Origin of the sequence: Pseudomonas sp. AM4(2022), assembly GCF_036346515.1 — a bacterium.
Taxonomy (GTDB): Bacteria; Pseudomonadota; Gammaproteobacteria; order Pseudomonadales; family Pseudomonadaceae; genus Aquipseudomonas; species Aquipseudomonas paracarnis.
The window spans coordinates 24494-50946 of sequence record NZ_JAOTNW010000008.1 but is presented as its reverse complement, the minus strand read 5'-3'; the positions used below and the strand labels follow the sequence as shown (position 1 = coordinate 50946).

At 61.9% G+C, this 26453-nt stretch carries 23 protein-coding genes; 11 read left to right on the top strand and 12 right to left on the bottom strand.

The window, feature by feature from the left end:
- From ODQ19_RS12840 to ODQ19_RS12820, 5 genes are all read left to right on the top strand, one after another.
- Entirely contained in the window at nt 1-2463 is a 2463-nt protein-coding gene (locus ODQ19_RS12840; protein ID WP_330210216.1) for an ABC transporter permease, read from the top strand.
- On the top strand, nt 2453-3517 hold the full coding sequence (locus ODQ19_RS12835; RefSeq protein WP_330210215.1) for a lipocalin-like domain-containing protein: 1065 nt from the start codon (nt 2453-2455) through the stop codon (nt 3515-3517). The genes ODQ19_RS12840 and ODQ19_RS12835 overlap by 11 nt, the downstream gene beginning before the upstream one ends.
- A gap of 140 nt (nt 3518-3657) precedes the next feature.
- On the top strand, nt 3658-4653 hold the full coding sequence (locus ODQ19_RS12830) for a hypothetical protein (protein WP_330210214.1): 996 nt from the start codon (nt 3658-3660) through the stop codon (nt 4651-4653).
- A 2-nt stretch (nt 4654-4655) separates the two neighbouring features.
- Nucleotides 4656-5036 (top strand): hypothetical protein, encoded by a 381-nt coding sequence (locus ODQ19_RS12825; RefSeq protein ID WP_116667789.1) that lies wholly within the window; start codon nt 4656-4658, stop codon nt 5034-5036.
- Between the two features lie 115 nt (nt 5037-5151).
- A complete protein-coding gene (locus ODQ19_RS12820; protein WP_330210213.1) occupies nt 5152-6600 on the top strand; it encodes a hypothetical protein in 1449 nt (482 codons plus the stop codon).
- 5 nt (nt 6601-6605) lie between these two features.
- Here ODQ19_RS12820 and ODQ19_RS12815 read toward each other — a convergent pair whose 3' ends face one another.
- Nucleotides 6606-7307 (bottom strand): sterol desaturase family protein, encoded by a 702-nt coding sequence (locus tag ODQ19_RS12815; RefSeq protein ID WP_330210212.1) that lies wholly within the window; start codon nt 7305-7307, stop codon nt 6606-6608.
- 326 nt (nt 7308-7633) lie between these two features.
- On the opposite strand from ODQ19_RS12815, the gene ODQ19_RS12810 reads away from it, so the two are divergent.
- The 6 genes from ODQ19_RS12810 to ODQ19_RS12785 all read left to right on the top strand — a co-directional run bounded on the left by ODQ19_RS12810 (nt 7634) and on the right by ODQ19_RS12785 (nt 14590).
- The gene (locus ODQ19_RS12810; protein ID WP_014719049.1) at nt 7634-8557 is read left to right on the top strand and encodes a substrate-binding domain-containing protein; all 924 of its coding nucleotides are present in this window, start codon (nt 7634-7636) and stop codon (nt 8555-8557) included.
- A gap of 62 nt (nt 8558-8619) precedes the next feature.
- Nucleotides 8620-10128 carry a sugar ABC transporter ATP-binding protein gene (locus tag ODQ19_RS12805; RefSeq protein ID WP_330210211.1) on the top strand — a complete coding sequence of 503 codons (1509 nt, stop codon included), beginning with the start codon at nt 8620-8622 and terminating at the stop codon, nt 10126-10128.
- Nucleotides 10094-11086: an ABC transporter permease gene (locus tag ODQ19_RS12800; protein WP_116667815.1), complete on the top strand. Its 993-nt coding sequence runs from the start codon at nt 10094-10096 to the stop codon at nt 11084-11086. The genes ODQ19_RS12805 and ODQ19_RS12800 overlap by 35 nt, the downstream gene beginning before the upstream one ends.
- A 25-nt stretch (nt 11087-11111) precedes the next feature.
- Complete coding sequence (locus tag ODQ19_RS12795) at nt 11112-12191, top strand: alcohol dehydrogenase catalytic domain-containing protein (RefSeq protein ID WP_116667794.1); 1080 nt, start codon at nt 11112-11114, stop codon at nt 12189-12191.
- A 1-nt stretch (nt 12192) separates the two neighbouring features.
- Nucleotides 12193-13725 (top strand): FGGY-family carbohydrate kinase, encoded by a 1533-nt coding sequence (locus tag ODQ19_RS12790; RefSeq protein WP_116667795.1) that lies wholly within the window; start codon nt 12193-12195, stop codon nt 13723-13725.
- A 139-nt stretch (nt 13726-13864) separates the two neighbouring features.
- A complete protein-coding gene (locus ODQ19_RS12785) occupies nt 13865-14590 on the top strand; it encodes an SDR family oxidoreductase (RefSeq protein ID WP_116667796.1) in 726 nt (241 codons plus the stop codon).
- Here ODQ19_RS12785 and ODQ19_RS12780 read toward each other — a convergent pair.
- The 11 genes from ODQ19_RS12780 to ODQ19_RS12730 all read right to left on the bottom strand — a co-directional run bounded on the left by ODQ19_RS12780 (nt 14587) and on the right by ODQ19_RS12730 (nt 26430).
- A complete protein-coding gene (locus ODQ19_RS12780) occupies nt 14587-15591 on the bottom strand; it encodes a LacI family DNA-binding transcriptional regulator (RefSeq protein ID WP_116667797.1) in 1005 nt (334 codons plus the stop codon). The two genes, ODQ19_RS12785 and ODQ19_RS12780, sit on opposite strands and share 4 nt — an antisense overlap.
- A 58-nt stretch (nt 15592-15649) precedes the next feature.
- Entirely contained in the window at nt 15650-16513 is an 864-nt protein-coding gene (locus ODQ19_RS12775) for a LysR family transcriptional regulator (protein ID WP_014719042.1), read from the bottom strand.
- Nucleotides 16514-16574: 61 nt separating this feature from the next.
- Nucleotides 16575-17831, bottom strand: coding sequence for a Vps62-related protein (locus ODQ19_RS12770; RefSeq protein ID WP_165861654.1), 1257 nt, complete (start codon nt 17829-17831; stop codon nt 16575-16577).
- Nucleotides 17832-18177: 346 nt separating this feature from the next.
- Nucleotides 18178-19581, bottom strand: coding sequence for an amidase (locus ODQ19_RS12765; RefSeq protein ID WP_330210210.1), 1404 nt, complete (start codon nt 19579-19581; stop codon nt 18178-18180).
- Nucleotides 19578-20846, bottom strand: coding sequence for a Zn-dependent hydrolase (locus ODQ19_RS12760; RefSeq protein WP_330210209.1), 1269 nt, complete (start codon nt 20844-20846; stop codon nt 19578-19580). The genes ODQ19_RS12765 and ODQ19_RS12760 overlap by 4 nt, the downstream gene beginning before the upstream one ends.
- A 13-nt stretch (nt 20847-20859) precedes the next feature.
- Entirely contained in the window at nt 20860-21555 is a 696-nt protein-coding gene (locus tag ODQ19_RS12755; RefSeq protein ID WP_330210208.1) for an ABC transporter ATP-binding protein, read from the bottom strand.
- A complete protein-coding gene (locus tag ODQ19_RS12750) occupies nt 21555-22304 on the bottom strand; it encodes an ABC transporter ATP-binding protein (RefSeq protein ID WP_330210207.1) in 750 nt (249 codons plus the stop codon). The genes ODQ19_RS12755 and ODQ19_RS12750 overlap by 1 nt, the downstream gene beginning before the upstream one ends.
- Nucleotides 22301-23311 (bottom strand): branched-chain amino acid ABC transporter permease, encoded by a 1011-nt coding sequence (locus ODQ19_RS12745; protein WP_330210206.1) that lies wholly within the window; start codon nt 23309-23311, stop codon nt 22301-22303. The genes ODQ19_RS12750 and ODQ19_RS12745 overlap by 4 nt, the downstream gene beginning before the upstream one ends.
- A 1-nt stretch (nt 23312) precedes the next feature.
- Nucleotides 23313-24173, bottom strand: a complete 861-nt coding sequence (locus tag ODQ19_RS12740) for a branched-chain amino acid ABC transporter permease (protein WP_020301305.1) — start codon at nt 24171-24173, stop codon at nt 23313-23315.
- A 57-nt stretch (nt 24174-24230) separates the two neighbouring features.
- Nucleotides 24231-25433 (bottom strand): ABC transporter substrate-binding protein, encoded by a 1203-nt coding sequence (locus ODQ19_RS12735; protein ID WP_330210205.1) that lies wholly within the window; start codon nt 25431-25433, stop codon nt 24231-24233.
- A 229-nt stretch (nt 25434-25662) separates the two neighbouring features.
- A complete protein-coding gene (locus ODQ19_RS12730; RefSeq protein ID WP_330210204.1) occupies nt 25663-26430 on the bottom strand; it encodes a FadR/GntR family transcriptional regulator in 768 nt (255 codons plus the stop codon).
- Nucleotides 26431-26453: the final 23 nt, after the last annotated feature.

Here is a 26453-nt window from a genome sequence, read left to right as displayed (position 1 = left end):
ATGGCGCTGTTTTACTGGACGCTGCGCGCTTTGCTGAGCCACTGGCGGCGTCATCCGGTGCAATTTTTCAGCGTGCTCACCGGCCTGTGGCTGGCCACCGCGCTACTGACCGGCGTGCAGGCCCTCAACAGCCAGGCGCGGGACAGCTACGCACGCGCCAGCCAATTGATCGGTGGCGAACCTCAAGCCAGCCTGATTGCGCCGGACGCCGCCAGTTTCCCCCAAGCACTGTTTGCCGAGCTGCGTCGCGCCGGCTGGCCGGTATCCCCGGTGGTGCAGGGGCGGGTGGTGCTCCAGGGGCGTGAGCAACAGCGTCTGCAATTGATGGGCATCGACCCGGTGTCGTTGCCCGGCAGCGGCAGCGTGGCGGGGCAACGCTTGAGCCAGGCGCAGATGCTGGCGTTTTTCGAGCCGCCGGGGCGTACCTGGGTCGCTGCGCAAACGTTAGAGGCGCTGGGCTTGCAGGCGGGTGAGCAGCCACTGACGTCCACCGGGCAACGCCTGCCACCGTTGCAGGTACAGGCCGATATGGCGCCCGGCCTACTGCTGACCGATATCGCTTTTGCCCAACCCCTGCTCAACATGCCCGGGCGCCTGTCGAGCTTACTGTTGGACAACACCTTCGCCGCCCGCCACCCCACGCCACCTGCCGCGTTGCAACTCAAGCAGGGCGAGGACAGCAACCTGTCACGCCTCACCGAAAGCTTTCACCTGAACTTGGACGCGGTGGGTTTTTTATCCTTTGTGGTGGGGCTGTTTATCGTGCATGCGGCCATCGGCCTGGCCCTGGAACAGCGCCGTGGCCTGCTGCGAACCCTGCGCGCCTGTGGGGTCAGCGCACGCATGCTGATCCTGAGCCTGGGCCTCGAATTGGGCGCTTTGGCGGTGTTGAGCGGTGTGCTCGGTATCGCCAGCGGCTACCTGCTGGCCAGCCTGTTGCTGCCGGATGTCGCCGCCAGTTTGCGTGGCCTGTACGGCGCCGAAGTCGCTGGCCAATTGAACTTGAGCCCCTGGTGGTGGCTGGCCGGCCTGGGCGTGAGCCTGCTCGGCGCGTTGCTCGCCGGGGCCAGCAGCCTGTGGCGCGCAGCGCGTTTGCCGTTACTGGCGCTGGCCAACGCCCAGGCCTGGCATCAAGCCCATGGGCGCTGGCTGCGGCGCCAGGGATGGGTGGCGTCCGTGGCCCTGACGATCGCGCTGTTGGCGCTGTGGCTGGGCGATAGCCTGGCCGCCGGGTTTGTGCTGATGGCGGCCTTGCTGTTGGGCGCGGCGTTGGCGTTACCGGTGCTGCTCAACGGGTTATTGAAAGCGGTGCTGGGGCGCAGCCGCTCGGTGCTGGGCCAGTGGTTCCTGGCCGATTGTCGCCAACAGCTGCCGGCCTTGAGCCTGGCGCTGATGGCGTTGCTGTTGGCCCTGGCGGCGAATATCGGCGCCGGCTCCATGACCTCGGGCTTTCGCCAGACCTTCACCCATTGGCTGGAGCAACGCCTCACCGCCGAGCTGTACCTCAACCCGCAAAATCCACAGCAGGCTGAGCAACTGAAAACGTGGTTGACCCGCCAACCCCTGGTGCAGGCCGTATTGCCCGCCTGGCAGGTGTCAGTACAACTGCAAGGCTGGCCTGCGGAGGTGTTCGGCGTGGTCGACAACCCCACTTATCGTCAACACTGGCCGCTGCTGGAGGCGGTGGACGCGCCCTGGGACCGCTTGCTGCAAGACGATAGCCTGATGCTCAGCGAACAACTGGCGCGACGCCTGAAGGTGCAACTGGGCGATACGGTTTCCATCCCCACCCCGCAGGGCATCTGGGCGCCGAAGATCGTCGGCATTTATGCCGACTACGGCAACCCCAAGGGCCATCTGCTGGTCAACGCCCGGCACCTGTTGGTGCATTGGCCGACGCTCTCACCGGCACGCTTCAACCTGCGGGTGGCGCCAGCCGACGTGCCGCCGCTGATCCGTGAAGTGCAGCGTGAGTTTGCCCTGGAAGACAGTCGCATCGTCGACCAACAGCAACTCAAGGGCTGGTCCAGCCAGGTCTTCGAACGCACCTTCGCCGCCACTGCCGCGTTGAACAGCCTGACCCTTGGCGTCGCCGGCGTGGCGTTGTTCATCAGCCTGCTGACCCAGAGCCAAAGCCGCCTCGGCCAGCTCGCGCCGTTGTGGGCACTGGGCGTGACGCGCCGACAATTGATGCTGCTCAACCTCGGCCAGACCTGGCTGCTGGCGGTACTCACGTTGATTCTGGCGTTGCCGCTGGGGCTGTTGCTGGCGTGGTGCCTGGATGCGGTGATCAACGTGCAGGCCTTCGGCTGGCGCCTGCCACTGCAGGTCTTCCCCGGGCAGCTTGCGCAATTGCTGGGGCTGGCGATGCTTGCCACCTTGCTGGCGTCGGCCTGGCCTTTATGGCAGTTGTACCGCAGCCGCCCGGCGGATTTGTTGAGGACGTTCGCCCATGAAGATTAAGGCATTGGCGTGCATCGCCTGGTTACTGCTGAGCGGGTGCGACCAGGCGCCCGCACCCGAGGACAGTTTCGCCGGGCTGGGTAGCAATGCGGCGGACTTTGCCCAGGTGGTGCCCGGCAAAGTCTTCAGCTTCCCTGAGGACCATGGGCCCCATGACGGCTTTCGTATCGAATGGTGGTACGTCACTGCCAACCTCAAGGATGCCCAAGGCAATGTCTTCGGCGTGCAATGGACGCTGTTTCGCAACGCGTTGAAGGCCGGCCCTGTTGAACCGGGCTGGCGCGATTCAACCGTGTGGCTCGGCCACGCCGCCGTCACCTCGGCCACCCGCCACTACGCTGCCGAACGCTTGGCCCGGGGTGGCGTGGGGCAAGCCGGGGCACAGGCGCTGCCGTTCAACGCCTGGATCGACGACTGGACCTTCGCCAGCCGCCCCGGCGCCGCCAGCCCCTTGGCCGACATGCAACTCAAGGCCAGCGGCGCGCAATTTGCCTACGACCTGCACCTGACCTCCAGCCGCCCGCTGGTACTGCAAGGCGAGCATGGCTACAGCCGCAAATCCGACCAGGGCCAGGCGTCGTACTACTACAGCCAGCCGTTTTTCACCGCCAGCGGCAGCGTCAGCCTCGACGGCCACACCTACCAGGTCAGCGGCCCAGCCTGGCTCGACCGCGAGTGGAGCAGCCAACCCCTGGCCGCCAGCCAGACCGGCTGGGACTGGTTCTCCCTGCACCTGGACCGCGGCGCGCAGCTGATGCTGTTTCGCGTGCGGCAGAAAGACAGCGACGGTTACCTCACCGGCACCTGGATCGACGCCCAGGGCCACACCGAGACCTTGCACAACAGCGACATCCAACTCACACCGCTGACCACCACGGCCATCGACGGGCGCAACATTCCCACACGCTGGTCGCTGAAAATTCCCGGCAAACAGCTGTACATCACCACCGAAGCCGTCAACCCGAAGGCGTGGATGGACCTGGGTATTCCGTACTGGGAAGGGCCGGTGCGGTTTGAGGGTGGGGTAGGGTATTTGGAGATGACGGGGTATTAGGGGCGCTTTCTGTAGGCGTTCATCTTTTGCTGTGTAGGCAACTTCCCAAACGTACTTTTTGACCCCCGCCTGCTTGTGTCCGGGCTGTAGGCGCTTGCTTATATTTCGATGCCATCTTCATGGCATTCGAGATGTAAGGCATGGCGCAGGCATACCTCAACGACCGCACCACGGACTACCTCAGTTTGAAATCCCGGCTGATGGGTGGGGCGTTGAGTCTGCAGCGTTCTGATCATTTCAATGTATTGAATAGGCACCTGCGCCATGGGCTGGTGACGCCAGGGCAGTTGGTGATTATCCCGGATAACTACAGCATTACTTGCAGTGCAGAGGAAGCCTGGTTGATGCGTTATGCCGAAGAGATTCGCCGGGGACTGGCACTGGATACATCGGCTGGAGCAGCAGCGATCAATGACTACGACCTGCTGCAGAGCCTGTTGGGATATGGCTCGATAGGAGTGGGCAGTGCGACATCGGCGTGGGGGCGACATCTGGATGAGGTGGTGCTCACGCTCGAGTCGATTGAACAGTTACATCATCGGTTGAAGGGTGGTGGCTTGGATCGGGTTGAGTTTGTTCGCCAGCGGCAGATTCTGTTCGGCAACTTGAACATGCAACTGCAAGGTGCAGCGCGGTTTGGGACGGGGCTGCGGGGGAATCAGTCATTGAAAAAGGTGCTTGGGGTTTCGACCAAGAGCTATCTGCATAAAGGCGAGATAGCGGGGTATGCGCAGCGGATCGGAGCAATTGCGCAGGCGTCGAAATGGCTGGGAAAGGGGACTTATGTGGGGCTGGCTCTGGATGTCGGCGTGGCGAGTTTGGAAATCAAGGAGGCGTGCGTGGTGGGAAGGGAGGCACAGTGTCGGCGGGCGAAGTATGTGGAGACGGGTAGGTTGGTAGGTGGAGTATTAGGGGCTGCTGTTTTGGGCAAGCGTGGCGCAACTATTGCCCGCAGTGCATGCCGAATTGCATTGGGTGTTTCACTGAAAGGCAACGGTGAACTGGCTTGTGGAATTATCGGAGGGGCTGCGGGCGGGGCTGCGGGAGGCGCTTTTTTTGGTGAGTTTGGTGGGTTTTTGGGGGGAAGAATATTGGAAGTCGACGGCGATCTGATATTCCAACCCGAGGGAACATAACGATGTCCCTTTTTCTTGTATATAGCATTGTGATGTTCGCTTGGGTGTTTGTCGTCTTCGTACTGATAGTGTTTGCTGAATACGCAAAGCTGGATGAACTGGAAAGTTACTTCAGTGAGAACGAGAAGGTTCTTAGGCATAAGCGTTTCAGGGAAGGATATGATCCGATCGATAGATATCATCGCATGAGCCTGATGATCGACATCCTGTCAGGGCCGAAAGCTTTTCTGAAGGCAGGCCTTGTGACCGAAGCCGAGCTGGCGTCTGTCCCCTTGACGCTTAAGCGCTGGGCCTTGTGGCCGTATCGCCTCGCGGATGTTTGTTTCATCGAGATGATTGTGTGGGAGGTTTGGCGCAGATGGTGTGATATCCCAATTCCATAAAAGGAGGCAGAAAAAACACTGTACATGCATACAGCTTTGTCCTACAGTCCATCCCAGGTGACCGGATGTCACCGGTTACCTGAGCTTCAATTTTTTAACTATGGATGGATAAAAAATGAAATCGAAAAAAGCCTTCATTCTGGGCGCGGCCATGGCGGCCTCTTGCTTCGTTTCGGCCTTTGCCCTGGCCGAGCAAACCCCGGCAAAACTCAGCGCACAGGCGGTCAAGCAGGCCGTGGACAAAGCGTTGAAACCTGGCGGTACGCTGGAAAAGGCCAGCGTTTCGGGCGAACTCAAGCAAAAGCTCAATGCCGCCAAGGCCGGGCAGTCCAACGTCGTCAAAAAAAGCAAGGCGGCCGTCGGTAATGCGGCGATTGACTCCCCGGTTGGCCAGCTGGAAAAACCTGACTCGGCGCACATGAAACAAGCCGCGGTTGCAGCCTTCACGCCGTTGTTTCCCACCCTGGATATCAATACCCTTTATACCCTCACCGGTGTGGAGACCGGCGCGCAAATCGCTTACCACTTCAACCTGCCGAAAAACGCGCGAATCCAGGTACAGCTGCTGAACCAGAGTGCCGGGACGGATATGTCGTTGACGCTGTTCCATGACGACGGCCAAGGCAACCTGACGCCGTTGGGCACCTCGGATAACCCTGGCAGTGCCGATGAATACCTCAACGGCGTGTTGCCGGCCGGTGACTACTACTGGTTCATGGTGGCCAATACCGCGAGCAACTCGCAGTTCAGTTTCGGTGTGGCAGTGGACAGCAATGTGGATGCCTACGAGCCCAACGACACTGAGCAAACCGCGTTCGCGCTGCCGGATGCCTTGAACCAGGTGACCGGTAACCTCGACAGCGTCAATGACGTGGATTACTTCTCCTTCGTCTCGTTGCGTGGCCAAGGTGTGGGCATGTTCCTGGGCGATGACGGTGCGGGTACGCGTAACCAGTGGATCTTCGAACGGTTCGATGGCACCCAGTGGGTGGAAGTCCCGCAGGGCTCTACCTCCACCTATCCCAACCTGACGCCGGGCTACACAGTCAAGGTGCGTGTACGGGCCAACCCGGCGGTGGCATTGAACCCTCAGGCTCAATACAAGCTGACCCTCGGCTCGGCGCCACGCCTGAACCAGCACAATGTGAACGGCGATAACGTGGTGCGCATCCCCAGCTCGATCTTCCAACTGGCCACCCAGGCGGCCCGCAATCTGAGCTGGAGCACCCAGTGGTCAGACAGCACTGGCGAGCCCCTGCGCGGCGTCACCCCTGTACTGCGTGTCGACAAGCATTTTGGCGGCACTTACAACTGGGTCGACTATGAGGCCAAGACCGGCATCACCGGTGCAGCCTCGGGGAATGTCGCGCTGGGCACCTGCTCTGGGGACTACAAAGTGCGGTACCCGGACAGCGGCTCGGGCCAGACTTACAACTGGGAAACCTGGTTCAACGAGGGCGGCTGGCGCATCGAGCTCAGGGAGTTCCCTGGTGTGGGCGTGGGTGGCAATACCGTCCAATACGTCAGCCTCGGCCACATCTGCAGCCAGACCATCGTGCGCTGATTGATCTATGTGTGTGAAGCGGGGGGCAGTCCAGTTGGACTGCCCCTTTTTTTTACTGTGGGTTCCCAATGCAAAGTGCCAAACAGATAGTCCATCAACGGCAGCACGATGTTGAAGTTACGCCCCTGCATCAGCTCACGACGGTGATGCAAGGCGTGCAGGCGGTGCATCTGGCGAATCCAAGGCAGGCGCGCCAACGGGTGTTCGGCAGGCAGATGTTCGCAGGCGTGGAACACTTCGTAGAGCAGGTAACCGAGGATCATGCATCCGGCAAACAACCCGGCAACGTTGGGGCTCAGTTGGCTGAGCAGCCACCAGGCGGGAAGGGTGATGGCCAGGCTGTGCAGTACGATCAGCCAGGCCGGAAATAGAATGACGCGCCAGTCCCGGGGGCTGTCGTAGGTCATGTGATCGGGGGTGAAGAAACTGTGGTGGTCACCAGTGTGGCGTGCGTAGAACAGCCGGGCGAACGCATGTTTGTGATGGCCCAGGTGGCGGTGCACGAGGTAAATGCACAGGTTGAAGAACAGCAGGGTCAGGGGCACGGTCAGCCACTGCAGGGCAGTGATATCGGTGGTTGACGACCAGGCCAGCGTGATGCAGGCGATGCCGTAACCGAGGACGAACGCGGCATGCAGCCAGGGGTTGTAATGCGGGTTAACGTTTGCGCGGTAACGGTCGCGGAAAGTCTCGGTTGGGTGGGACATGGCCGGCTGCTCGCTGTGTTTTTATTTGAGGCTGAGCTTAGTTGGCTTAGGCGGATGTGCGAGTTTTTACTGGCAACCCTTGCCCCCTGTAGGAGTGAGCTTGCTCGCGAAAAATGTCAACGATAACGCGGGCTTCCTGAATAAACGCAGCGCCTGTGAGTTTTTCGCGAGCAAGCTCGCTCCTACAACAGGGCACGCCCGCGCCCACATTTTGACCACTGCCGACCAGCGGAGACTTGCACAGGTCTGAATTACTTGTTAGTTTCTGGCAAAATGTTAACGATAACATTTGCTCTAAAAATAAAAACAAAACAGAGACCCACGCCATGAAAATGCTCCCAAAAACCCTGTGTTTACTGGCTGCCAGCATTACCCTGGGCAGCGCGACCCCCGCGTTTGCCGACGCCGCCAAGCCCATCCGCATCGGCGCCTCGTTCCAGGAAATCAACAACCCCTATTTCGTCACCATGAAAAATGCCCTGGAAGAAGCCGGCGCGACCATCGGTGCCAAGCTGATCATCACCGACGCCCGCCACGACGTGTCCAAGCAGGTCAGTGATGTCGAAGACATGCTGCAAAAGGGCATCGACATCCTGCTGATCAACCCCACTGATTCGGTCGGCGTGCAATCGGCCGTCAAGTCGGCCCATGCTGCCGGCGTCGTAGTGGTGGCGGTGGATGCCCAGGCAGATGGACCGTTGGATTCGTTCGTGGGCTCGAAGAACTTCGATGCCGGTTTCCAGGCCTGTGAGTACCTGGCTAAAACCATCGGTGACAAAGGCAATATCGCCATCCTTGATGGCATCGCCGTGGTGCCGATCCTGGAACGTGTGCGCGGCTGCAAAGAGGCGGTGGCCAAGCACCCGGACATCAAGATTGTCAGCATCCAGAACGGCAAGCAGGAGCGTGACCAGGCCCTGACCGTCACCGAAAACATGTTGCAGGCCCAACCCACCCTCAAGGGTATTTTCAGCGTGAATGACAATGGCTCCCTCGGCGCGCTGTCGGCCATCGAAGCCAGCGGCATGGACGTAAAGTTGGTCAGTGTCGACGGTGCACCGGAAGCGATCAAGGCGATCCAGAAACCCGGCAGCCATTTCATCGCCACCTCGGCCCAATACCCCCGCGACCAGATCCGCCTCGCCCTGGGCATTGCCCTGGCCAAGAAGTGGGGCGCCCAAGTACCGGCCAGCGTGCCGGTGGACATCACCCTGATCGACCAGGCCAAGGCCAAGGACTTCAGCTGGTAAACCCCCAGGCCCCGCGCAATGCGTGGGGCCCAGGTCTTCCTTCTGAGTGCGAGGTCGGCGGTATGAGCAGTCTTCTGAAGCTGGAAAATATCTGTAAGCGTTACCCGGGGGTGCAGGCCCTCAAGGCCATCAACCTGCAAGTGGAGCGCGGCGAAATCCACGCCTTGCTCGGCGAAAATGGCGCGGGCAAGTCCACCCTGATGAAGATTCTGGGCGGGGTCGAGCATCAGGACGAAGGGCAGATCCTTATCGACGGGCAGGCCCGAAAATTTGCGACCTATCGGGATGCAATTGCCGCCGGGATAGGCATTGTGTTCCAGGAATTTAGCCTGATTCCCTACCTCACGGCGGTAGAAAATATCTTCCTGGGCCATGAGCTGAGCAACCGCTTCGGCCTGTTGCGCAAGCGCGAAATGGCCGAGGCCTCGCAGGCGTTGTTCAAGCGCCTCGGGGTCAGTATTGACCTGCACTGCGCGGTCAAGCACCTGAGCGTGGCCGAGCAGCAGTTTGTCGAAATCGCCAAGGCCCTGGCCCTGGACGCACGCTTGCTGGTGCTCGATGAGCCGACCGCGACGCTGACCCCCAGTGAGGCCGAGTTGCTGTTTGACATCATGCGCGAACTCAAGCGCCAGGGTGTGGCGGTGATTTTTATCTCGCATCACCTGGAAGAGATTTTCCAGGTCTGCGACCGCATCAGCGTGCTGCGCGACGGCGGCAATGCAGGCGTCACCGAGGTGGCCGACAGCGACATCGACCGCCTGGTCGAGATGATGGTCGGCCGTCGCCTGGAGTGCAGTTTTCCGCCTAAACCCACTACCGCACGCGGCCCGTTGCTGCTGGAGGTCAAGGATATCCAGCTGGTGCGCAACGGCCCCCACAACCGTTTCAATTTGCACAAAGGCGAGATCCTGGGCTTCGCCGGCCTGGTGGGCTCGGGCCGCACCGAGCTGGCCCTGGGCATGATGGGCGCGCTGCCCACGGTGAGCAAAGACGTGTGGCTGCGCGGGGAAAAAGTCAGCCTCGATGACCCGGCCCAAGCCCTGGCCCACGGCATCGGCCTGCTCCCCGAAAGCCGCAAGAGCGAAGGGCTGATCACCGCTTTCAGCATTCGCGAAAATATCTCGCTGAACAATTTGCCCAAGTATCAGAACGCCTCGGGCCTGATCGACAAGGCCCGCGAGTGCGCCAGCGTCGAAGCGCTGATGCGCCAGCTGTCGATCAAGGCGCCCAGTGGCGAAAGCCTTGTGGTGAACCTCAGCGGCGGCAACCAGCAAAAAGTCGTGATCGCCCGCTGGATCAACCACCACTGCGACGTGCTGGTGTTCGACGAACCCACACGCGGCATCGATGTGGGTGCCAAGGCGCAGATCTACGCGTTGATGCGCAGCCTCACCGAACAGGGCTACGCGATCATCATGATTTCCTCCGAGCTGCCCGAAGTCATCGGCATGTGCGACCGCGTCGCCGTGTTCCACAAGGGCGCCATCGTCAAGGTACTGGAAGCGTCCGCCGTCAATCCTCAAGAGGTCATGCGCCATGCAACAGGGGGCTCAAGTGAATACGTCCATTAACACCGCCGGCACCGGCCGGTTGCGCCTGAACGTGGCGCGGCTGCTGCGTTCGCCGGCGTTTTATCCCTTTGTCGGGCTGGTGGTGGTGACCCTGGTGATGATCCTCGCCAGTGACACCTTCCTCACCGCCAGCAACCTCTCCAACATCGCCCGCCAGGTGTCGATCAACGCAATCATCGCGGTGGGCATGACCTGCGTGATTCTCACCGGTGGCATCGATTTGTCGGTGGGGCCGGTGATGGCGTTGTCAGGCACCTTGACCGCCGGGCTGATGGTCGCCGGGTTGCCGCCGGGCCTGGCGATTGGCGTCGGGCTGCTGGTGGGCGTGGCCTTCGGCATCGGCAACGGGCTGTTCGTGGCGTACCTGCACATGCCGCCGATCATCGTCACCCTGGCGACCATGGGCATCGCGCGCGGGTTCGGGCTGATGTACACCGACGGCTACCCGATTTCGGGGTTGCCAGAGTGGTTCGCGTTCTTCGGTCGCGCCAGTGTGTTTGGCCTGCAGGTGCCGATCCTGATCATGCTGATCACCTACCTGGCAGCTTATGTACTGCTGCAACACACGCGTATCGGCCGCTACATCTATGCCATCGGCGGCAATGAAGAAGCGGTGCGCTTGTCCGGGGTCCGTGCGGCGCGTTTCAAGCTGCTGGTGTACGGCATCAGCGGCTTCACCGCCGCGATTGCCGGGCTGGTGCTCACCTCGCGCTTGATGAGCGGCCAGCCGAATGCCGGCGTGTCGTTCGAACTCGATGCAATAGCCGCCGTGGTACTGGGTGGCGCGTCGATTGCCGGCGGCCGCGGAGTGATCATCGGCACCTTGCTCGGCGCCATGCTGCTGGGCGTGTTGAACAACGGTTTGAACATGCTTGGCGTGTCGCCCTACGTCCAGAGCGTGATCAAGGGCGGGATCATCTTGCTGGCGATTTTCATCAGCCGTCAGCGCCATCGTTAATACCTCACCACACAGGACCGAACACATGGACAAGCACACTCACATGCAAGCCGTCGTCTGCCACGGCCCGAAAGACTACCGCCTGGAGCGCATCGGCAAACCCCAGGCGCGTGCCAATGAACTGGTGATCCGTATTGCTGCCTGCGGCATCTGCGCCAGTGACTGCAAGTGCCACTCGGGCGCGGCGATGTTCTGGGGCGGCGACAACCCCTGGGTCAAGGCGCCAGTGGTACCGGGCCACGAATTTTTCGGCTACGTGGTCGAGGCCGGCGAGGGCGCCGAGGAGCACTTTGAGGTCAAGGTCGGTGACAAGGTCATCGCTGAACAGATCGTGCCGTGTGGCAAGTGCCGCTTCTGCAAATCGGGCAAATACTGGATGTGCGAAGTGCACAACATTTTCGGCTTCCAGCGCGAAGTGGCCGAAGGCGGCATGGCCCAGTACATGCGCATTCCCAAGACCGCCATCGTGCACAAGATCCCCGAGTCGGTGTCCCTGGAAGACTCGGCGCTGGTGGAGCCGATGGCCTGCTCGATCCATACCGTCAACCGTGGCGATATCCAGCTCGACGACGTGGTGGTGATTGCCGGCGCGGGCACCCTGGGTTTGTGCATGGTCCAGGTCGCCGCGCTGAAGACCCCGAAAAAGCTGGTGGTGATCGACATGGTCGACGAGCGCCTGGAACTGGCGAAAAAGTTCGGCGCCGATGTGGTGATCAACCCCGGCCGTGACAACGCTCGCGAGATCATCAACGGCCTCACGGAGAATTACGGCTGCGACGTCTATATCGAAACCACCGGCGTACCGGCCGGCGTCACCCAGGGCCTGGACCTGATCCGCAAGCTCGGGCGCTTTGTCGAGTTCAGCGTGTTTGGCGCCGAGACCAGCGTGGACTGGTCGATCATCGGCGACCGCAAGGAACTCGACGTGCGCGGCGCGCACCTGGGCCCGTATTGCTACCCGATCGCCATTGACCTGTTCGAGCGTGGCCTGGTCACCTCCCAAGGCATCGTCACCCATGATTTCCCGCTGGACGACTGGGCCGAGGCTTTTGAACTGGCCAATTCGACCAAGTCGATCAAGGTGCTGTTGAAGCCGGTGCTCTGAGATGGACTACGTCATCGGTGTAGACATTGGCACCCAGAGCACCAAGGCGCTGCTGGTGGATGCCCAGGGCACGATCATCGCCCAGCACAGCCACGGCTACCGGGTGGACACCCCGAAAGTGCGCTGGGCCGAGCAGTGGCCGCAGGTGTGGCTGGATGCCGTCCAAACCTGCGTGGCCCAGTGCATGGCCAAGGCCGGGGTGCCGGCGCCGCAGGTCAAGGCGCTGTGCATCAGCAGTTTGTACGGTGGTTCGGGCATTGCCGTGGATGCGCAGATGACGCCGCTGCACCCGTGCCTGATCTGGATGGACCGCCGCGCCGGCGAGCAGGTGGCCTGGGTGCGCGAGCACGTGGACTTGGAGCGCTTGTTCGCCATCACCGGTAACTCGGTGGACAGCTACTACGGCTTCACCAAGATGCTCTGGCTCAAGCAGCACCAGCCCCAGGTGTGGGCGAATACCCGTTACCTGTTGCCGCCCAACAGCTATATCAATTGGTGCCTGACCGGCGAGTTGGCGGTGGACCACAGCAGCGCCGGGAATATCGGTGGTGTCTACGATGTGGCGGCGCGCAACTGGTCAGGCGAGATGCTGGATGCGCTGGGTATCGCGCAGTCGATGATGCCCGAGCGGTTGGTGTATTCCGGCGAGGTGGTGGGTGGTTTGCGCGCAGACTGGGCCGCCCGCCTGGGCTTGCAGGCGGGCACGCCAATCCTCGCTGGGGGCGTGGACGCGGCCATGGCGACTTTGGCGGCGGGTGTCACTCAGCCAGGCAATCATGTGGCGATGATCGGCACCAGCATGTGCTGGGGCTATCTGAACCAGCAGGTAGATGCACGTCACGGTTTGGTGAGCATGCCCCACGTGTACAACGGCCACCGGGACCTGTACATCTTCGGCGGTGCGATCACCGCCGGGGCCTCGGTCAGCTGGTTTCGCGAGCAGTTCTGCCAGGCCGAAGAACAGCAGGCCCAGGCCACGGGGCAAGACAGCCTGGCACTGTTGGAGCAGAGCGCGATGAAGATTCCGGCAGGCAGCGAAGGCGTGGTGTTTTTGCCTTACCTGATGGGCGAGCGCAGCCCGGTATGGGATGACCACGCCAGCGGCAGTTTTGTCGGGCTCAACCTGTACCACAGTCGCGTTCACCTGTACCGCGCGGTGCTGGAGGGTGTGAGTTTTGCCCTGCGCCACAATATCGAAGCGGGTACTCAAGGCGCGCACTCCCTGGACCCGCGCCTGATTGTGGTAGGCGGAGCGAGCCATTCGGACCTGTGGATGCAGATCATCGCCGACGTCACACGCTACCCGGTGTACACCATCGTGCAGGAGGTAGAAGCAGCCCTGGGCGCGGCGTTGTTGGCGGCACATACGGTGGGGCTGGTGAGTGATGGGCAGATGGACACCGGCTGGGTGCAGTTGCAATTGCGGGCGCAGCCCAAGCGGGAGAATGTCATGACCTATGACCGGGCATTTGCCGAATACCTGAAGCTGTACCCGGCCCTGAAACCCATCATGCACAACCTGCAAGCCACCTGATTCAACACGGTCCAGAAATGTGGGAGCTGGCTTGCCTGCGATAGCGGTGTATCAGCACCCGATAAGGAGACTGACACTCCGCTATCGCAGGCAAGTCAGCTCCCACAGTGGATCTTCATTGGTTTTGAGATCTTTATTTATGATCACCACCTTCGACTTCTCTCACCAGCGCATCCTCGTCACCGGTGCCAGCAGCGGCATCGGTCGCGAAATTGCCCAGCAACTGATCGCCAGCGGCGCTGAAGTCTTCGCCCTTGGTCGCGATGCCCAGGCGTTGGCGGCATTGGGTTGCCATACCTTGTGCGTGGATATCGCTGACAGCATCGCCCTCGACAAAACCCTGCAAGATTTGCCGCCCCTGCACGGCTTGGTCAACTGCGCCGGTATCTCACGCCTGGAGCCCGCCGCTGCCATCAGCGCCAACGCTTTCGACCAGGTGATGAGCGTCAACGCCCGCGCCGCTGCGCAAGTGGCCAGCCGGGTCGCGGCGAAGATGATCGAGGCGAACATTGCCGGCAGCATCGTCAACGTCTCCAGCCAGGCGTCGTTGGTGGCGCTGGACGATCACCTGAGCTACTGCGCCTCCAAGGCTGCACTGGACGCGATCACCCGCGTGCAATGCGCCGAGTGGGGCCGTTTTGGCATACGTGTCAACAGCGTCAACCCCACCGTGACCTTGACGCCGATGGCAGCCATGGCCTGGTCCGACCCGGCCAAGCGCGACCCGGCGCTGGCTGCGATTCCGTTGGGGCGTTTTGCGCAACCGGCGGACGTCGCGCTGCCGGTGCTGTTCCTGCTCAGTGACGCGGCAAACATGATCAGTGGCGTCAGCCTGCCGGTAGACGGCGGCTACACCAGCCGTTAGCCGTTTTCCAACTGCCCGGCGATGACCACTTTGTCCCGTGGCTTGTGCGGGTCTTGCAGGCGGTCAAGTAGCAGGCGCACCGCACTGCTGCCGGCCAGGGATGCATCATGGGCTACGCAGGCGATGGGCACGCCAAAGATATCGGCGAAGGGCAGGCGGTCGATGCCGCAGATGGTCAGGCTGTCATGGGCAATATTGTGCATGCGCAACGCACGCAGGGCACCCAGGGTGATCAACTGGTTGAAACCCATGATCGCGTCCGGCGCCGAGTGTGCGGTCAGGTAGTCGAGGGTATGCAGATAAGCCGGCATCAGCGTGTAGTCGCCCGCCTGCACCTCGACCTGAATGTCGGGGTGCTCAGCCAGCACTTCGCGCAGGCCCTTGAGGCGCTCCACGCTGATGCGCGAGTGCTCGGGGCCGGTCAGCACCAACAGGCGCTTGAGGTTCGGCGTCTGGCGCAACAGGTAGTGTGCGGCTTGCAGGCCGCTGTGGTAGTTGTCGAGCACCACACGGCTGAACGGGCTGTCGTGGATCGTGCGATCGAGCAGCACCACCGGGGTCTTGCCGTTGCCCAGGCGTTCCAGGTAGTCGGGCTGGTAGCTCGGCTCGTCGGAGACCGGCGACAGGATGATCCCGGCCACGCGGTAGCCCAGCAGGGTATCCACCGCCTTGCTTTCGAGTTCTTCCAGCTCATCGGTGTCCACCAGCATGATGGTGTAGCCGTGCTTTTTCGCCTCGCGGGAGATGGCCTTGATCATCTCGCTGTAGAACGGGTTGTCTACCGAAGCGGTGATGACCCCGATGATCAGGCTTTCACTGCGCTTGAGCCCGCGCGCGAAGGCGTTGGGCACGTAGTCCAGCTCGCGTGCCACTTCAAGAATGCGCGCCAGGGTGGCGGGTTTGACCAGGTCGGGTTTGCTCAAGGCCCGGGACACCGTAATGGTGGTCATACCGACCCGTTTGGCAATGTCGCTGATGGTGACGGACTTTTTCTTGTTCATCGGTAAGGCTGCGAGGGGAAACACCAGCAGGCTAGCATGTGCGCAGGCGTAGAGTGATTCAAATCAGCGGGTCCCAGCGTTGCGACCAGTCGCCTTCGGCCTTCACCACCGCGCGTAGCAGTTCCAGGGCTTGCTGCAACACCGCCGAATCCCGCGCCCGCGAATACACCAGGTAGGTCGGAAAGCTGAATTCCGGCGCCTTGGGCACGCGCTGCATCACGCCGCTGTCCAGGTAGCTTTGCACCACCCGTGTGCGGAAGTAGCCGGCACCGCCGTTTTCCAGGATGTACTGCAACGCCAGCGGCCCCAGGTTGAAACTCAGCGCGGCACGCGCGCGGTCGGGCAGGGCGGCATCATGCTGCTGGCGAAAACCCTGGCCCCAGTCGATATATACGTAAGGCGAGGGTTTGCTCGCCAATTGCACCAGGATCAGTTTTTCTTCCAGCACCTGCTCCACCTGCAAGCCCGGCCAGTATTGCGGCTGGAACACCAAGGCGGCGTCGAGCACACCCAGCTCCAGTTGGCGCAGCAGGTACTCGCCCTCACGCACCTCGGTGCGCAGTGCATGGCCCGGGATGTGTTCGCGTAACGCTTTGGCCCAACCGAGCATCAGCGGGTTGCACAGGCTGACCTCACCGCCGATATGCAGCACATTGCGATAGCCATCGGGCAACGGCAGGTCCCGCCGCGCCGCTTCCCAGGTTTGCAGCAGCTGGTTGGCGTACACCACAAAGGCCTCGCCATCGGCGGTCAGGCGCGCACCGGCGCGGTTGCGCACAAACAGCGTGCAGCCGAGCTGGTTCTCAAGGTTTTTGACACGAGCGGTGATAGCGGTCTGGGTGACGTGCAGTTTCTCGGCCGCTGCGGCCAGGCTGCCGCAGCGGGTGATTTCGAGGAAGGTGCGTGCCAGTTCGATGTCCATGGATGTCAGCCGCCGAGGAAAGTGGCGGTTATTGTAGAGTCATCGGCGCCTGGACTTGCACTCATTCGTGCTGCACAAACGCGGGGTCCTGGGGTTCCGTCGCTTCGACGATGGTCACTGCTCTCGGCGCTGGCGGGTATTCGGTCCAGTACAAACTACTGTTGGGTTGACGGGTAAGGCTTTTACCCACTTCCGTTTTGTCAGCACGCAGTAGTCGGTAGGTGTAGCTGATCAAGTACACGGCGACGGCTTTATAGGCGCCCAGCGTGCACCAGACGGTGGAGCTTTTTGTGGTGCTCCAACCTTGGGTGATGGCATTGCTTTGACTGATGCTGGAACCGACTTTGACGCTGGTCTTGAAGTAGCCGGCAAAGGTCGCTTCTGCCGATGCCTCTGCGGTCTTGGTATCTGTGTCGGTTTGCGTGGCGCTGGTGGACGTGCTGGATTGGAACGTCCAACTGTAGCGTTGAATGTCACCTGTGTTGTTATAAGCATGGCGTACCAGCTTATAGGTTTCAGTGGTTACCAACTGGTACTGGGGCGATTGAAGGAACTGTTGGTCCGCCGTCAAACCCGGGTCGGAGATGACAAACCAGGGCAGCAAGGTTGTATACGTCGCAGTGTCGGAGGTCAGTGTCGTGGGTTGCGCATAGTTGTGCAGTACGGGGGCGTGCGACGGCTCGGCGGGGGGCTCAATGGACAGGTGAGTACGAAGGGCATAGGTGGGCGTTACGGGTGACGGCGCTTGGTATTGGTCGTGACCGATGAAGGTGCCGGTGCTGAAAAACACTTCTGCTGGCATGGGTGGCGGCGGTGAAATGCTCCAGGCCGAGAAGTTCGTGCCTGAGTGGGTACCCCTGTCGTTCCAGACCTCCTGACTGATGCGGGCTTCAATGACCAAGTCTGCGCGGATGCACTTGACCGTTCCGATATCAGGTGCGCGCAGTGAGTTGCTGCAGACCAAGCCCATGCACACGTACCCGGGCGGTGGCTGCGGGCGCCAGATGGACAGGGTGAGCTCGGGTCTTTGTATCTCCCATACCCAGGTAAAACCGGTCGGTGGTTTGAGCGCTGTACCTGTCGAGCCCTGTGCGTCCGCGACGATCGGCACCACTTTCAGGCCATGGATATCAGTAAAGTTGGGCTCCAGTACATCGCCGAGTATCGAATATTCGGCAAGTGCCGGCGTAACTCGGGGGCGATAGAGCGTGAAGGCGGCGTCACCGAAGTGCTCGTATTCGCCGGTACGGTTGTTGCCGTAATAGGTGAAGTTAGAGGTGAAGTTAATAAGCAGGTCTTTGTATCGGATCGATTCCACGGTGGGAACTCCTTCAAGGTTGAGGTGCTGAAACACCCTGAAGATTTGACCGCTGAAACGACCTGGTAGAGCGGTACATAGCTGTCCCAGGCCATTTAGCTGAACGCTGTCGTGAAATCGGTCAACCCGGGTTTTTCGGTGCTTTCAGAAACGGCATCGGGAACGCCTTGGCATACCTTCAATACCTGCTCATCGGCAAACCGCGCGCCCACCACATGCAAGCTGCAGGATTGCAATGCGATCAATGTGGGAGCTGGCTTGCCTGCGAAAGCGGTGTGTCAGAGGCCAATGGGCTAACTGAACCAGCGCTATCGCAGGCAAGCCAGCTCCCACCGTTGTGGGTATTTCAGGTCGGGCTTCTCGGTGTGTGCAAGTGCTCTGTGGGGAATGCCTGTGCATACGCGTGACACACCCTAAGCACCTGCTCATCGGCAAACCGCGCGCCCACCACATGCAAGCCCACTGGCAAGCCATTTGCCGCCAACCCACAGGGCACTGACGCCGCCGGCTGCTGGGTGAGGTTGAACGGGTAGGTGAACGGCGTCCATTGCATCCACTCCGTCATCCCCGAGCCCGGCGGTACGTTGTGCCCGGCTTCGAACGCGGTGATCGGCATCATCGGCGACACCAGCACATCGTAATGCTCATGGAACGCTGCCATCCGTGCAACCAGCGCCGCTCGCGCTTCCAGGGCCGTGTTGAAATCGTCCAGGCTCACGCGTTCGCCCCGCTGTGCAATGCGTAGCAGCCCGGGGTCGAGTTGTTGCTTTTGCGCCTCGCTCATCGCGCCGGTCAGGCGAGCGGCACCGGCGGCCCACAAGGTGCTGAAGACATCCAGCGGGTCGCTGAAGCCAGGGTCGATTTGTTCGACATGGGCGCCCAGTTGCACCAGGCCCTGCACCGCCTGATCCACCACCTGGGCGACCTGGGGGTCGACTTTCACATAGCCGAACGTGGGGCTATAGGCGATACGCAACCCTTTCAAGTCCGTCCCTGGAGCGAGCCAGGGCGTAGTCCGCGGCGCGCCGATCAAGCCATCCCGCGCATCCGGTCGCGCCACGGCTTGCAGCATCAGCACGCTGTCTTCCACGGTGCGCGTCATCGGCCCCAGGTGCGACAGGATCGTCATGGAGCTGGCCGGCCATTGCGGCACATAGCCGAAAGTCGGCTTGATCCCGAAGGTGCCGGTAAACGCGCAGGGAATGCGGATCGAGCCACCGGCGTCGCTGCCCTGGTGCAGCACGCCCAGGTTCAACGCCGCCGCCGCAGCGGCGCCCCCGGACGAACCACCGGCGGTGGTGCGCGTGTCCCACGGGTTGCGGGTGATGCCGTACAGCGGGTTATCGGTGACGCCTTTCCAGCCGAATTCCGGGGTGGTGGTCTTGCCCAGCAGCACCGCGCCGGCCATGCGCATGAAGGCCGAGAAGGGCGCGTCTACGTCCCACGGGCCCTCAGCGGATGAGGTGCGCGAGCCTTTGCGCGTGGGCATACCGACTGTCAACGTCAGGTCCTTGATCGACGCCGGCACGCCATCCAGCGCGCCGCAGGGTTCACCTTTCAACCAGCGTTGTTCCGACGCTCGCGCAGCGTCCAGTGCGCCTTGCGGGTCGACATGGCAGTAGGCATTCACCACCGGGTTATAGCGCTCGATGCGCAGCAAAGCGTCTTCGGTGACCTCTACGGGTGACAAGCTCTTTTCGCGAAAATGCTGCAACAGTTGCACCGCTGTCAGTTGGCCAATCTCGCTCATGCCACATCCCCCTGGGCCGCATTGACCATGGCGCGCAGCAACACCGCGCAACCCGCTGCCAGGTCATCCGGCGCGGCGTTTTCGATTTCGTTATGGCTGATACCGCCCTCGCACGGCACAAAGATCATCCCGGCCGGGCCCAGTTCAGCGACGAAGATCGCGTCATGCCCGGCACCGCTGACAATGTCCATATGGCTCAAGCCCAATGCCTGGGCAGCCTCGCGCACGGCATTGACGCAGGTCGGGTGGAAGTCCAGCGGCGGGAAGTCGGCGGTGGGCGTCAGTTCAAACGTCAAGCCGTGGCGGGCGGCCGAGTCCTGGATCACGCTGCGCACTTGATTGACCATGGCTTGCAGCTTGTCGGCGTGCAGGTGACGCAGGTCAATGGTCATGTGCACCTGGCCGGGGATCACGTTGCGCGAGCCAGGGTGCAGGCTCAGGCAGCCGACGGTGCCGCAGGCGTGAGGCTGATGCTGATGGGCGATACGGTTGACCGCGCTGACCACCTCGGCAGCGCCCACCAGGGCATCCTTGCGCAGGTGCATGGGCGTCGGGCCCGCATGCGCCTCCACGCCAGTGAGGGTCAGGTCGAACCATTTCTGGCCCAGGCAGCCCATCACCACGCCCAGGGTAATGGCCTGGTCTTCCAGCACCGGGCCTTGCTCGATGTGCGCTTCGAAATACGCGCCTACCGGATGGCCCAGCACCGCACGGTCACCGGCATAGCCGATGCGCTGCAGTTCGCTGCCTACCGACAGGCCCTGGTCGTCGCGCTTGTCGAGGGTCTCCTGCAGGTCGAACTTCCCGGCAAACACCCCGGAGCCCATCATGCACGGCGGGAAGCGTGAGCCTTCTTCGTTGGTCCACACCACCACTTCGATGGGCGCCTGGGTTTCGATTTGCAGGTCATTGAGTGTGCGGATCACTTCCAGCCCGGCCATCACCCCGTAGCAACCGTCGAACTTGCCGCCGGTGGGCTGGGTGTCGATATGGCTGCCGGTCATGACCGGGGGCAGGGCGGGGTTGCGCCCAGGGCGCCGGGCGAAAATATTGCCGATGGCATCCACACTGACGCTGCACCCGGCGGCTTCGCACCACTGCACAAACAGGTCGCGGGCCTGGCGGTCCAGGTCGGTGAGGGCCAGGCGACACACGCCGCCCTTGGCCGTGGCGCCGAGCTGGGCCAGGTCCATCAGTGACTGCCACAAGCGGTCGCGGTTGATCAGCGGGGCATTGCTCTGGAGCGGTTGCGCAAGACTATTCATCAGGAATCTCCACTCAGGCACTCAAGGCCAGGTAACGGTTTTTGATGGTCGGGTCGGCGCGGAAGTCAGCGGCGCTGCCTTCGTACACCACGCGGCCCTGTTCGAGCACGTAATGGCGGTCGGCGAGCTTGTCGCAGACCATCAGGTTCTGTTCCACCAGCAACACCGGCAGGCCCTCGTCCTTGACCTTGCGCAGGATCTTCACCAGCTCGTCAACGATCACCGGGGCCAGGCCTTCAGTGGGTTCGTCGAGGATCAGCAGCTTGGGGTCGTTCAGCAGGGCGCGGGCGATGGCGAGCATTTGCTGTTCGCCGCCGGACAACGCATGGCCGGCGTTTTTGCGCCGCTCCTTGAGGCGCGGGAACATGGCGTACACGTCTTCCAGTTGCCAGCGGCTGTGCTTGCGGGCGGCGATGCGCAGGTTTTCCTCAACGGTCAGCAGACGGAAAATCCCACGGTTCTCCGGCACCAGCGCCAAGCCCTGGCGTGCGATTTCAAAGATTTTCTGCCCCACCAGCGCCTGGCCGTTGAAGTGAATCTGGCCCTGGCGCGGGCAAATGATGCCCAGGATGCTGCGCAAAGTGGTGGTCTTGCCGGCACCATTGCGACCCAGCAGGGTCACCAGTTCGCCAGGGTTGACGGTCAATGACACGCCTTCCAGCACATGGCTTTTGTCGTAGTAGGAATGGATATTCTCGACGATCAGCATCAGGCAGCCTCCCCAAGATAGGCCGTGCGCACACGTTCATCGGCGCGCACGAACGCCGGCGTGCCTTCCACCAGGATCTGCCCATGGCTCATCACCGTGATGCGTTGGCTGATGGACATGACGATGCTCATGTTGTGTTCGATCAACAGCACCGTGTGGTCGCGGCCAAGGTCGCTGATCAGTTGGGTCATGATCGGAATATCGTCGATGCCCATGCCCGAGGTGGGCTCGTCGAGCATCAACAGTTTGGGTTTGGAGCAGATCGACATGCCCACCTCCAGCACCCGTTGCTGGCCGTGGGACAACTCACCGGCCAGGGTGTCGGCGCGGGCCGTGAGTTGCAGGCGTTCCAGCACCTGGTCGGCCATCTCCAGGTGCTCGCGCTGGCTGTCTACCCGACGCCAGAAATTCAGGGCGCGGGCGCCGTCGCGGCCCTGGGCGGCCAGGCGCAGGTTCTCGCGCACGCTGAGGTTCTGGAACAGGCTGGTGAGTTGGAACGAGCGCGCCATGCCCAGGCCGACGCGGCCGTGGGCGGGCTTGCGCATCAGGTTCTTGCCGTCGAAATGCATTGCTCCGGCGGTGGCCTGGCGCTCACCCGTGAGGCAGTGGAACAGGCTGGTCTTGCCGGCACCGTTGGGGCCGATAATGGTGTGGATGGTGCCGGCTTCAACCTTGAGGTTGACGCCATTGACCGCATGGAACGCGCCGTAGGCCAGCTCCAGGTTTTGGGTTTCCAGCAGGATACTCATAGCCCGTCCTCCTTGGCGACGACTGCGGTTTTGCGCGTGCCGCGCAGCTTTTCGAACAGCGATGCCAGGCCGCCCCACAAACCGCCGCGCATGAAGATCACCACCAGGATCAGGATCACCCCCAGCAGCATCAGCCAGCGCGGCCACAGATCGGAGAGAAAGTCGCCCAGCAGCACGATGGAACCGGCGCCCAGCAGTGAGCCGAACAGCGAGCCGGTGCCGCCGACGATGGTCATGATCAGGATGTTCTCGGACATCGCCAGGTCGATATTCGACAGCGGCACAAAGTGCAGCAGCATGGCGTACAGCGCCCCGGCTATCCCGGTGACCGCGCCCGACAGCACGAACACCAGGATCTTGAAGTGACGCGTGTCGTAGCCGATGGCCGAGGCGCGGGTTTCATTTTCGCGGATTGCCATCAGCGTGCTGCCGAACGGCGAGGCGATCACCCGGCGTGCGCCGATGAAAATCAGCAGGAACAGCACCGCGACAAAACCGTAGAAGGCGCGGGCATCGTCCAGGGACAGCAGCACGGTGTCACCCACACGAATTTCCGGACGTGGCACGCTGAGCAGGCCGTTGTCGCCACCTGTCCAGTCGCTCAAGGTGTAGGCGACGAAGTAGGCCATCTGGCTGAACGCCAACGTGAGCATCACGAAGTAAATGCCCGTGCGCCGAATCGCCAGGGCGCCCACCAGCAAAGCCAGCACGCCACCGGCCAGCGCCGCGCCCAGCAACGCGGTGAACAGGCCCAGTTGCAGGTGGATCATCAACAGCGCCGCACAATAAGCACCGGCACCAAAGAAGATGCCTTGGCCGAAGGACAGCAGCCCGGTGTAGCCCAGCAGCAGGTTGCAGGCCAGGGCGGCCATGGCAAAAATCAGGATCTCGGTGGCCAGGGTCGCCGAGGGCAACACCAATGGCAGGCCGATCAGCACGGCCAACACCCACAGCAACATGGCTCTGGATTGGGTCTTGGCAAACGGCAGGGGGTTTTTCTCGCTCATGTCAGGCTCTCCCGAACAGGCCGTAGGGGCGCACCAGGATCACCACGGCCATGGCGCCGTAGATCATCAGGCTCGCACCCTGGGGCCAGAGTGTGGTCATCAGGCTTTGCACCACGCCCACCAGCAAACCGCCGACCAGCGCACCGCTGAACGAGCCCATGCCGCCGATCACCACCACCACGAAGGCGATGCCGAGAATCTCCGGGCCAACGAAGGGCTGGGCGCCGCGCAAGGGCGCGAACAACACCCCGGCGACACCGGCCAGGGCGACGCCGAGGGCGAAGGTCATGGAGAACAGGCGGAAAATATTGGTGCCCAGCAGCGAGACGGTTTCGGTGCTTTCACTGCCGGCGCGCACCAGGGCACCGAAGCGCGTGCGCTCCAGCAGCAGCCACAGGCCCAAGCCCACCAGCCCGGAAAACACGATGAGGAACAGGCGGTAGTACGGATAGACAAAATCACCCACCACCAGCACGCCACGCAACAGTTCCGGCACGGCGACGCTTTTGCCCACCGGGCCCCAGATCATCACGCTGGCTTCCTGGATGATCAGAGCGATTCCCAAGGTCACCAGAATCTGGAACATATGCGGCAAGTGGTAGATACGCTGGATCAACAAGCGCTCAATCACCCAGGCCAACGCAGCCACCACCAACGGCGCGATCAGCAACGCCAGCCAGAAGCTGCCGGTGAGGCTCACCGCGGTGTAGCAGATGTAGGCGCCGAGCAGGAAGAACGCGCCGTGGGCGAAGTTGACGAAGTTGAGCAGGCCGAAAATGATCGTCAGCCCCACCGCGATCAGGAAGTAGATCATCCCCAACCCGAGGCCGTTGAGGATCTGGAACAGGTACAGATTAAGCATGCAGGCACCCTCCGCAGGCGGCCGCTTGCGCGGCCCTGCGCGACAATAGTTAAGCGGTCAGCCGAGTGTGCAGCCCGTCGCCTCGACTGCGGGGAACGACTGGCCAGCGCTGAGCACTTTGGCCAGGTCGTCCTTGTCGGCCATGTCGCCGCTGGCCTTGCCGATCAGCAGGTAGTAATCCTTGATCACCTGGTGGTCGCCGGCGCGGATCGACTCCTTACCGGTCGGGCCTTCGTAGCTCAAGCCTTGCAGGGCCTTGGCTACGGTCGGGCCGTCGAAGCTGCCGGTGGCGATGATGGTGTCGAGCATGACTTTGGTGCTGATGTAGTCGGCGGCCAGCGGGTAGGTGGGGTTGATGCCGTATTTGGCCTGGGTCAGCTTGACCAGCTCACGATTGAGCGGGGTGTCGACCTGGTGCCAGTACTGCGCGCCCAGGTACACGCCTTCGAGCACATCGCTGCCCAGTTCCTGGAACTGATCCAGGCCGGCAGACCACACCAGCAATACCTTCATGCGCTCCTTGATGCCGAAGTTCACGGCCTGGCGCAGGGTGTTGGACGATTGGCTGCCAAAGTTGAGCAGCACCAGCACATCGGGCTTGGTGGAAATGGCGTTGGTCAGGTAACCGGAAAACTCTTGTTCCTGCAGTGAGTGGTAGCTGTTGCCCACGTGTTCCAGGTTATGTTCCTTGAGCACGTTTTTGGCGCCTTCGAGCAAGGCTTCGCCGAACACGTATTGCGGGGTGATGGTGTACCAGCGCTTGGCGTCCGGCAGCAACTTGATCAGCGGCACCATGGTTTCGCGGATCGCACCGTAGGTGGGCACTGACCAGCGGAAGGTCGCTTTGTTGCAGTCCTTGCCTGTGACTTCATCGGCGCCCACCGGGGTCATGAACACGCCGCCGACTTTGTCCACTTCCTTGGCCACCGCCAGGGCGGAAGACGACAGCGTGCACCCCTGGAAGAACCGTGCGCCGTCCTGCGCGATGGCCTCTTGCACCTTGCGCACCGCCTTGCCGGCGTTGCCTTCGGTGTCGATGACCTTGTAGTTCAGCGGGCGGCCGAGCAAGTCGGGGTGTTGTTGCACCGCCAGGCGTGAACCCATGTCGGCAAATTTGCCATAGCTGGCAAAGGCGCCAGACATGGACTTGAGGCCGTAAAAGGTAAAGGGCTCGGCGGCGAATGCCGAACGCACGCTCAGCGGAAGGCTGAGGGCGGCGGCCGCGGTGAGGCTGGCTTTCAATAACGTACGACGCTGCATGGGGTGACTCCCTGGTTTAGTTATTGGCAGGAGCGGCAAGGGCGATACGGTGGAGCAAGGGCCTGTGGGCAGGCTTTTTATTGGGCTGAGTGAACCGATCTAAAGGTTGGAACCTGGTCGAAATGTGGGAGCGGGCTTGCTCGCGAATGCGCTGGGTCAGCTACGCATGCAATGACTGATACACCGCATTCGCGAGCAAGCCCGCTCCCACAGTTGATTGCCTGTGTGCTTACGAGTGGTCGAACTCCAGTAGGAAGTGCGGGCTGACCTGGCCTTCCAGCGCGGTCATATGGTGTTCGGCATCGCACATGTGTTCATGCATCAAGCTGCGCACCGCGCTTTCATCCCCGGCGCGAAAGGCGATCAGCAGTTGCCTGTGATAGTCGAGGTTGGCCGCGTCGAACTGCTTGCGCTTGGGCTTGTAGGCCTTTTTCAGCACCACCAGGTCGCGCAGCAAGTCATTGAGAAACTGCGCCATGAAGCTCAGCAGCGGGTTGGGACAGGCCCGGGCCAGCAGGTTGTGGAACTCCAGTTCCGCCAGGCGCTGTTCGCGCTGGCCGGCTTCGCTATCTTCGGGGGCGCTGCAAAAATCCACGTTGGCTTGCAGGGCCAGGTAATCGTCTTCGCTCAAACGCCCGAGCACTGACACTGCCAGTTCCACTTCGATGACCTTGCGCAGTTGGTAGACCTGCTCGCCGTCCAGGTGCTGGAAGTGCAGGTAATTGCGCAAGGCGCGGCTGGCAGGTTCAGTGCCGGCCTGGTTCAAGTAGGCCCCGCCGCTGGGGCCGGTGCGCGTGCTCACCAAGCCTTCGACCTCCAACGCTTTGAGCGCTTCGCGCGCCGAGCCCTTGGAGCACTGGAAGCTTTCCATCAGCTCGCGCTCGGTGGGCAGGCGGTCGCCGGGCTTCAAGGCGTCGGTGACGATCGAGCGCTTGACCGACTCGACAATCACATCGGAAAGCTTCTGGCGTTTGCGGCGTAACGGGCGACTCAGCATGGCGGTGATTTATCGTATTAATG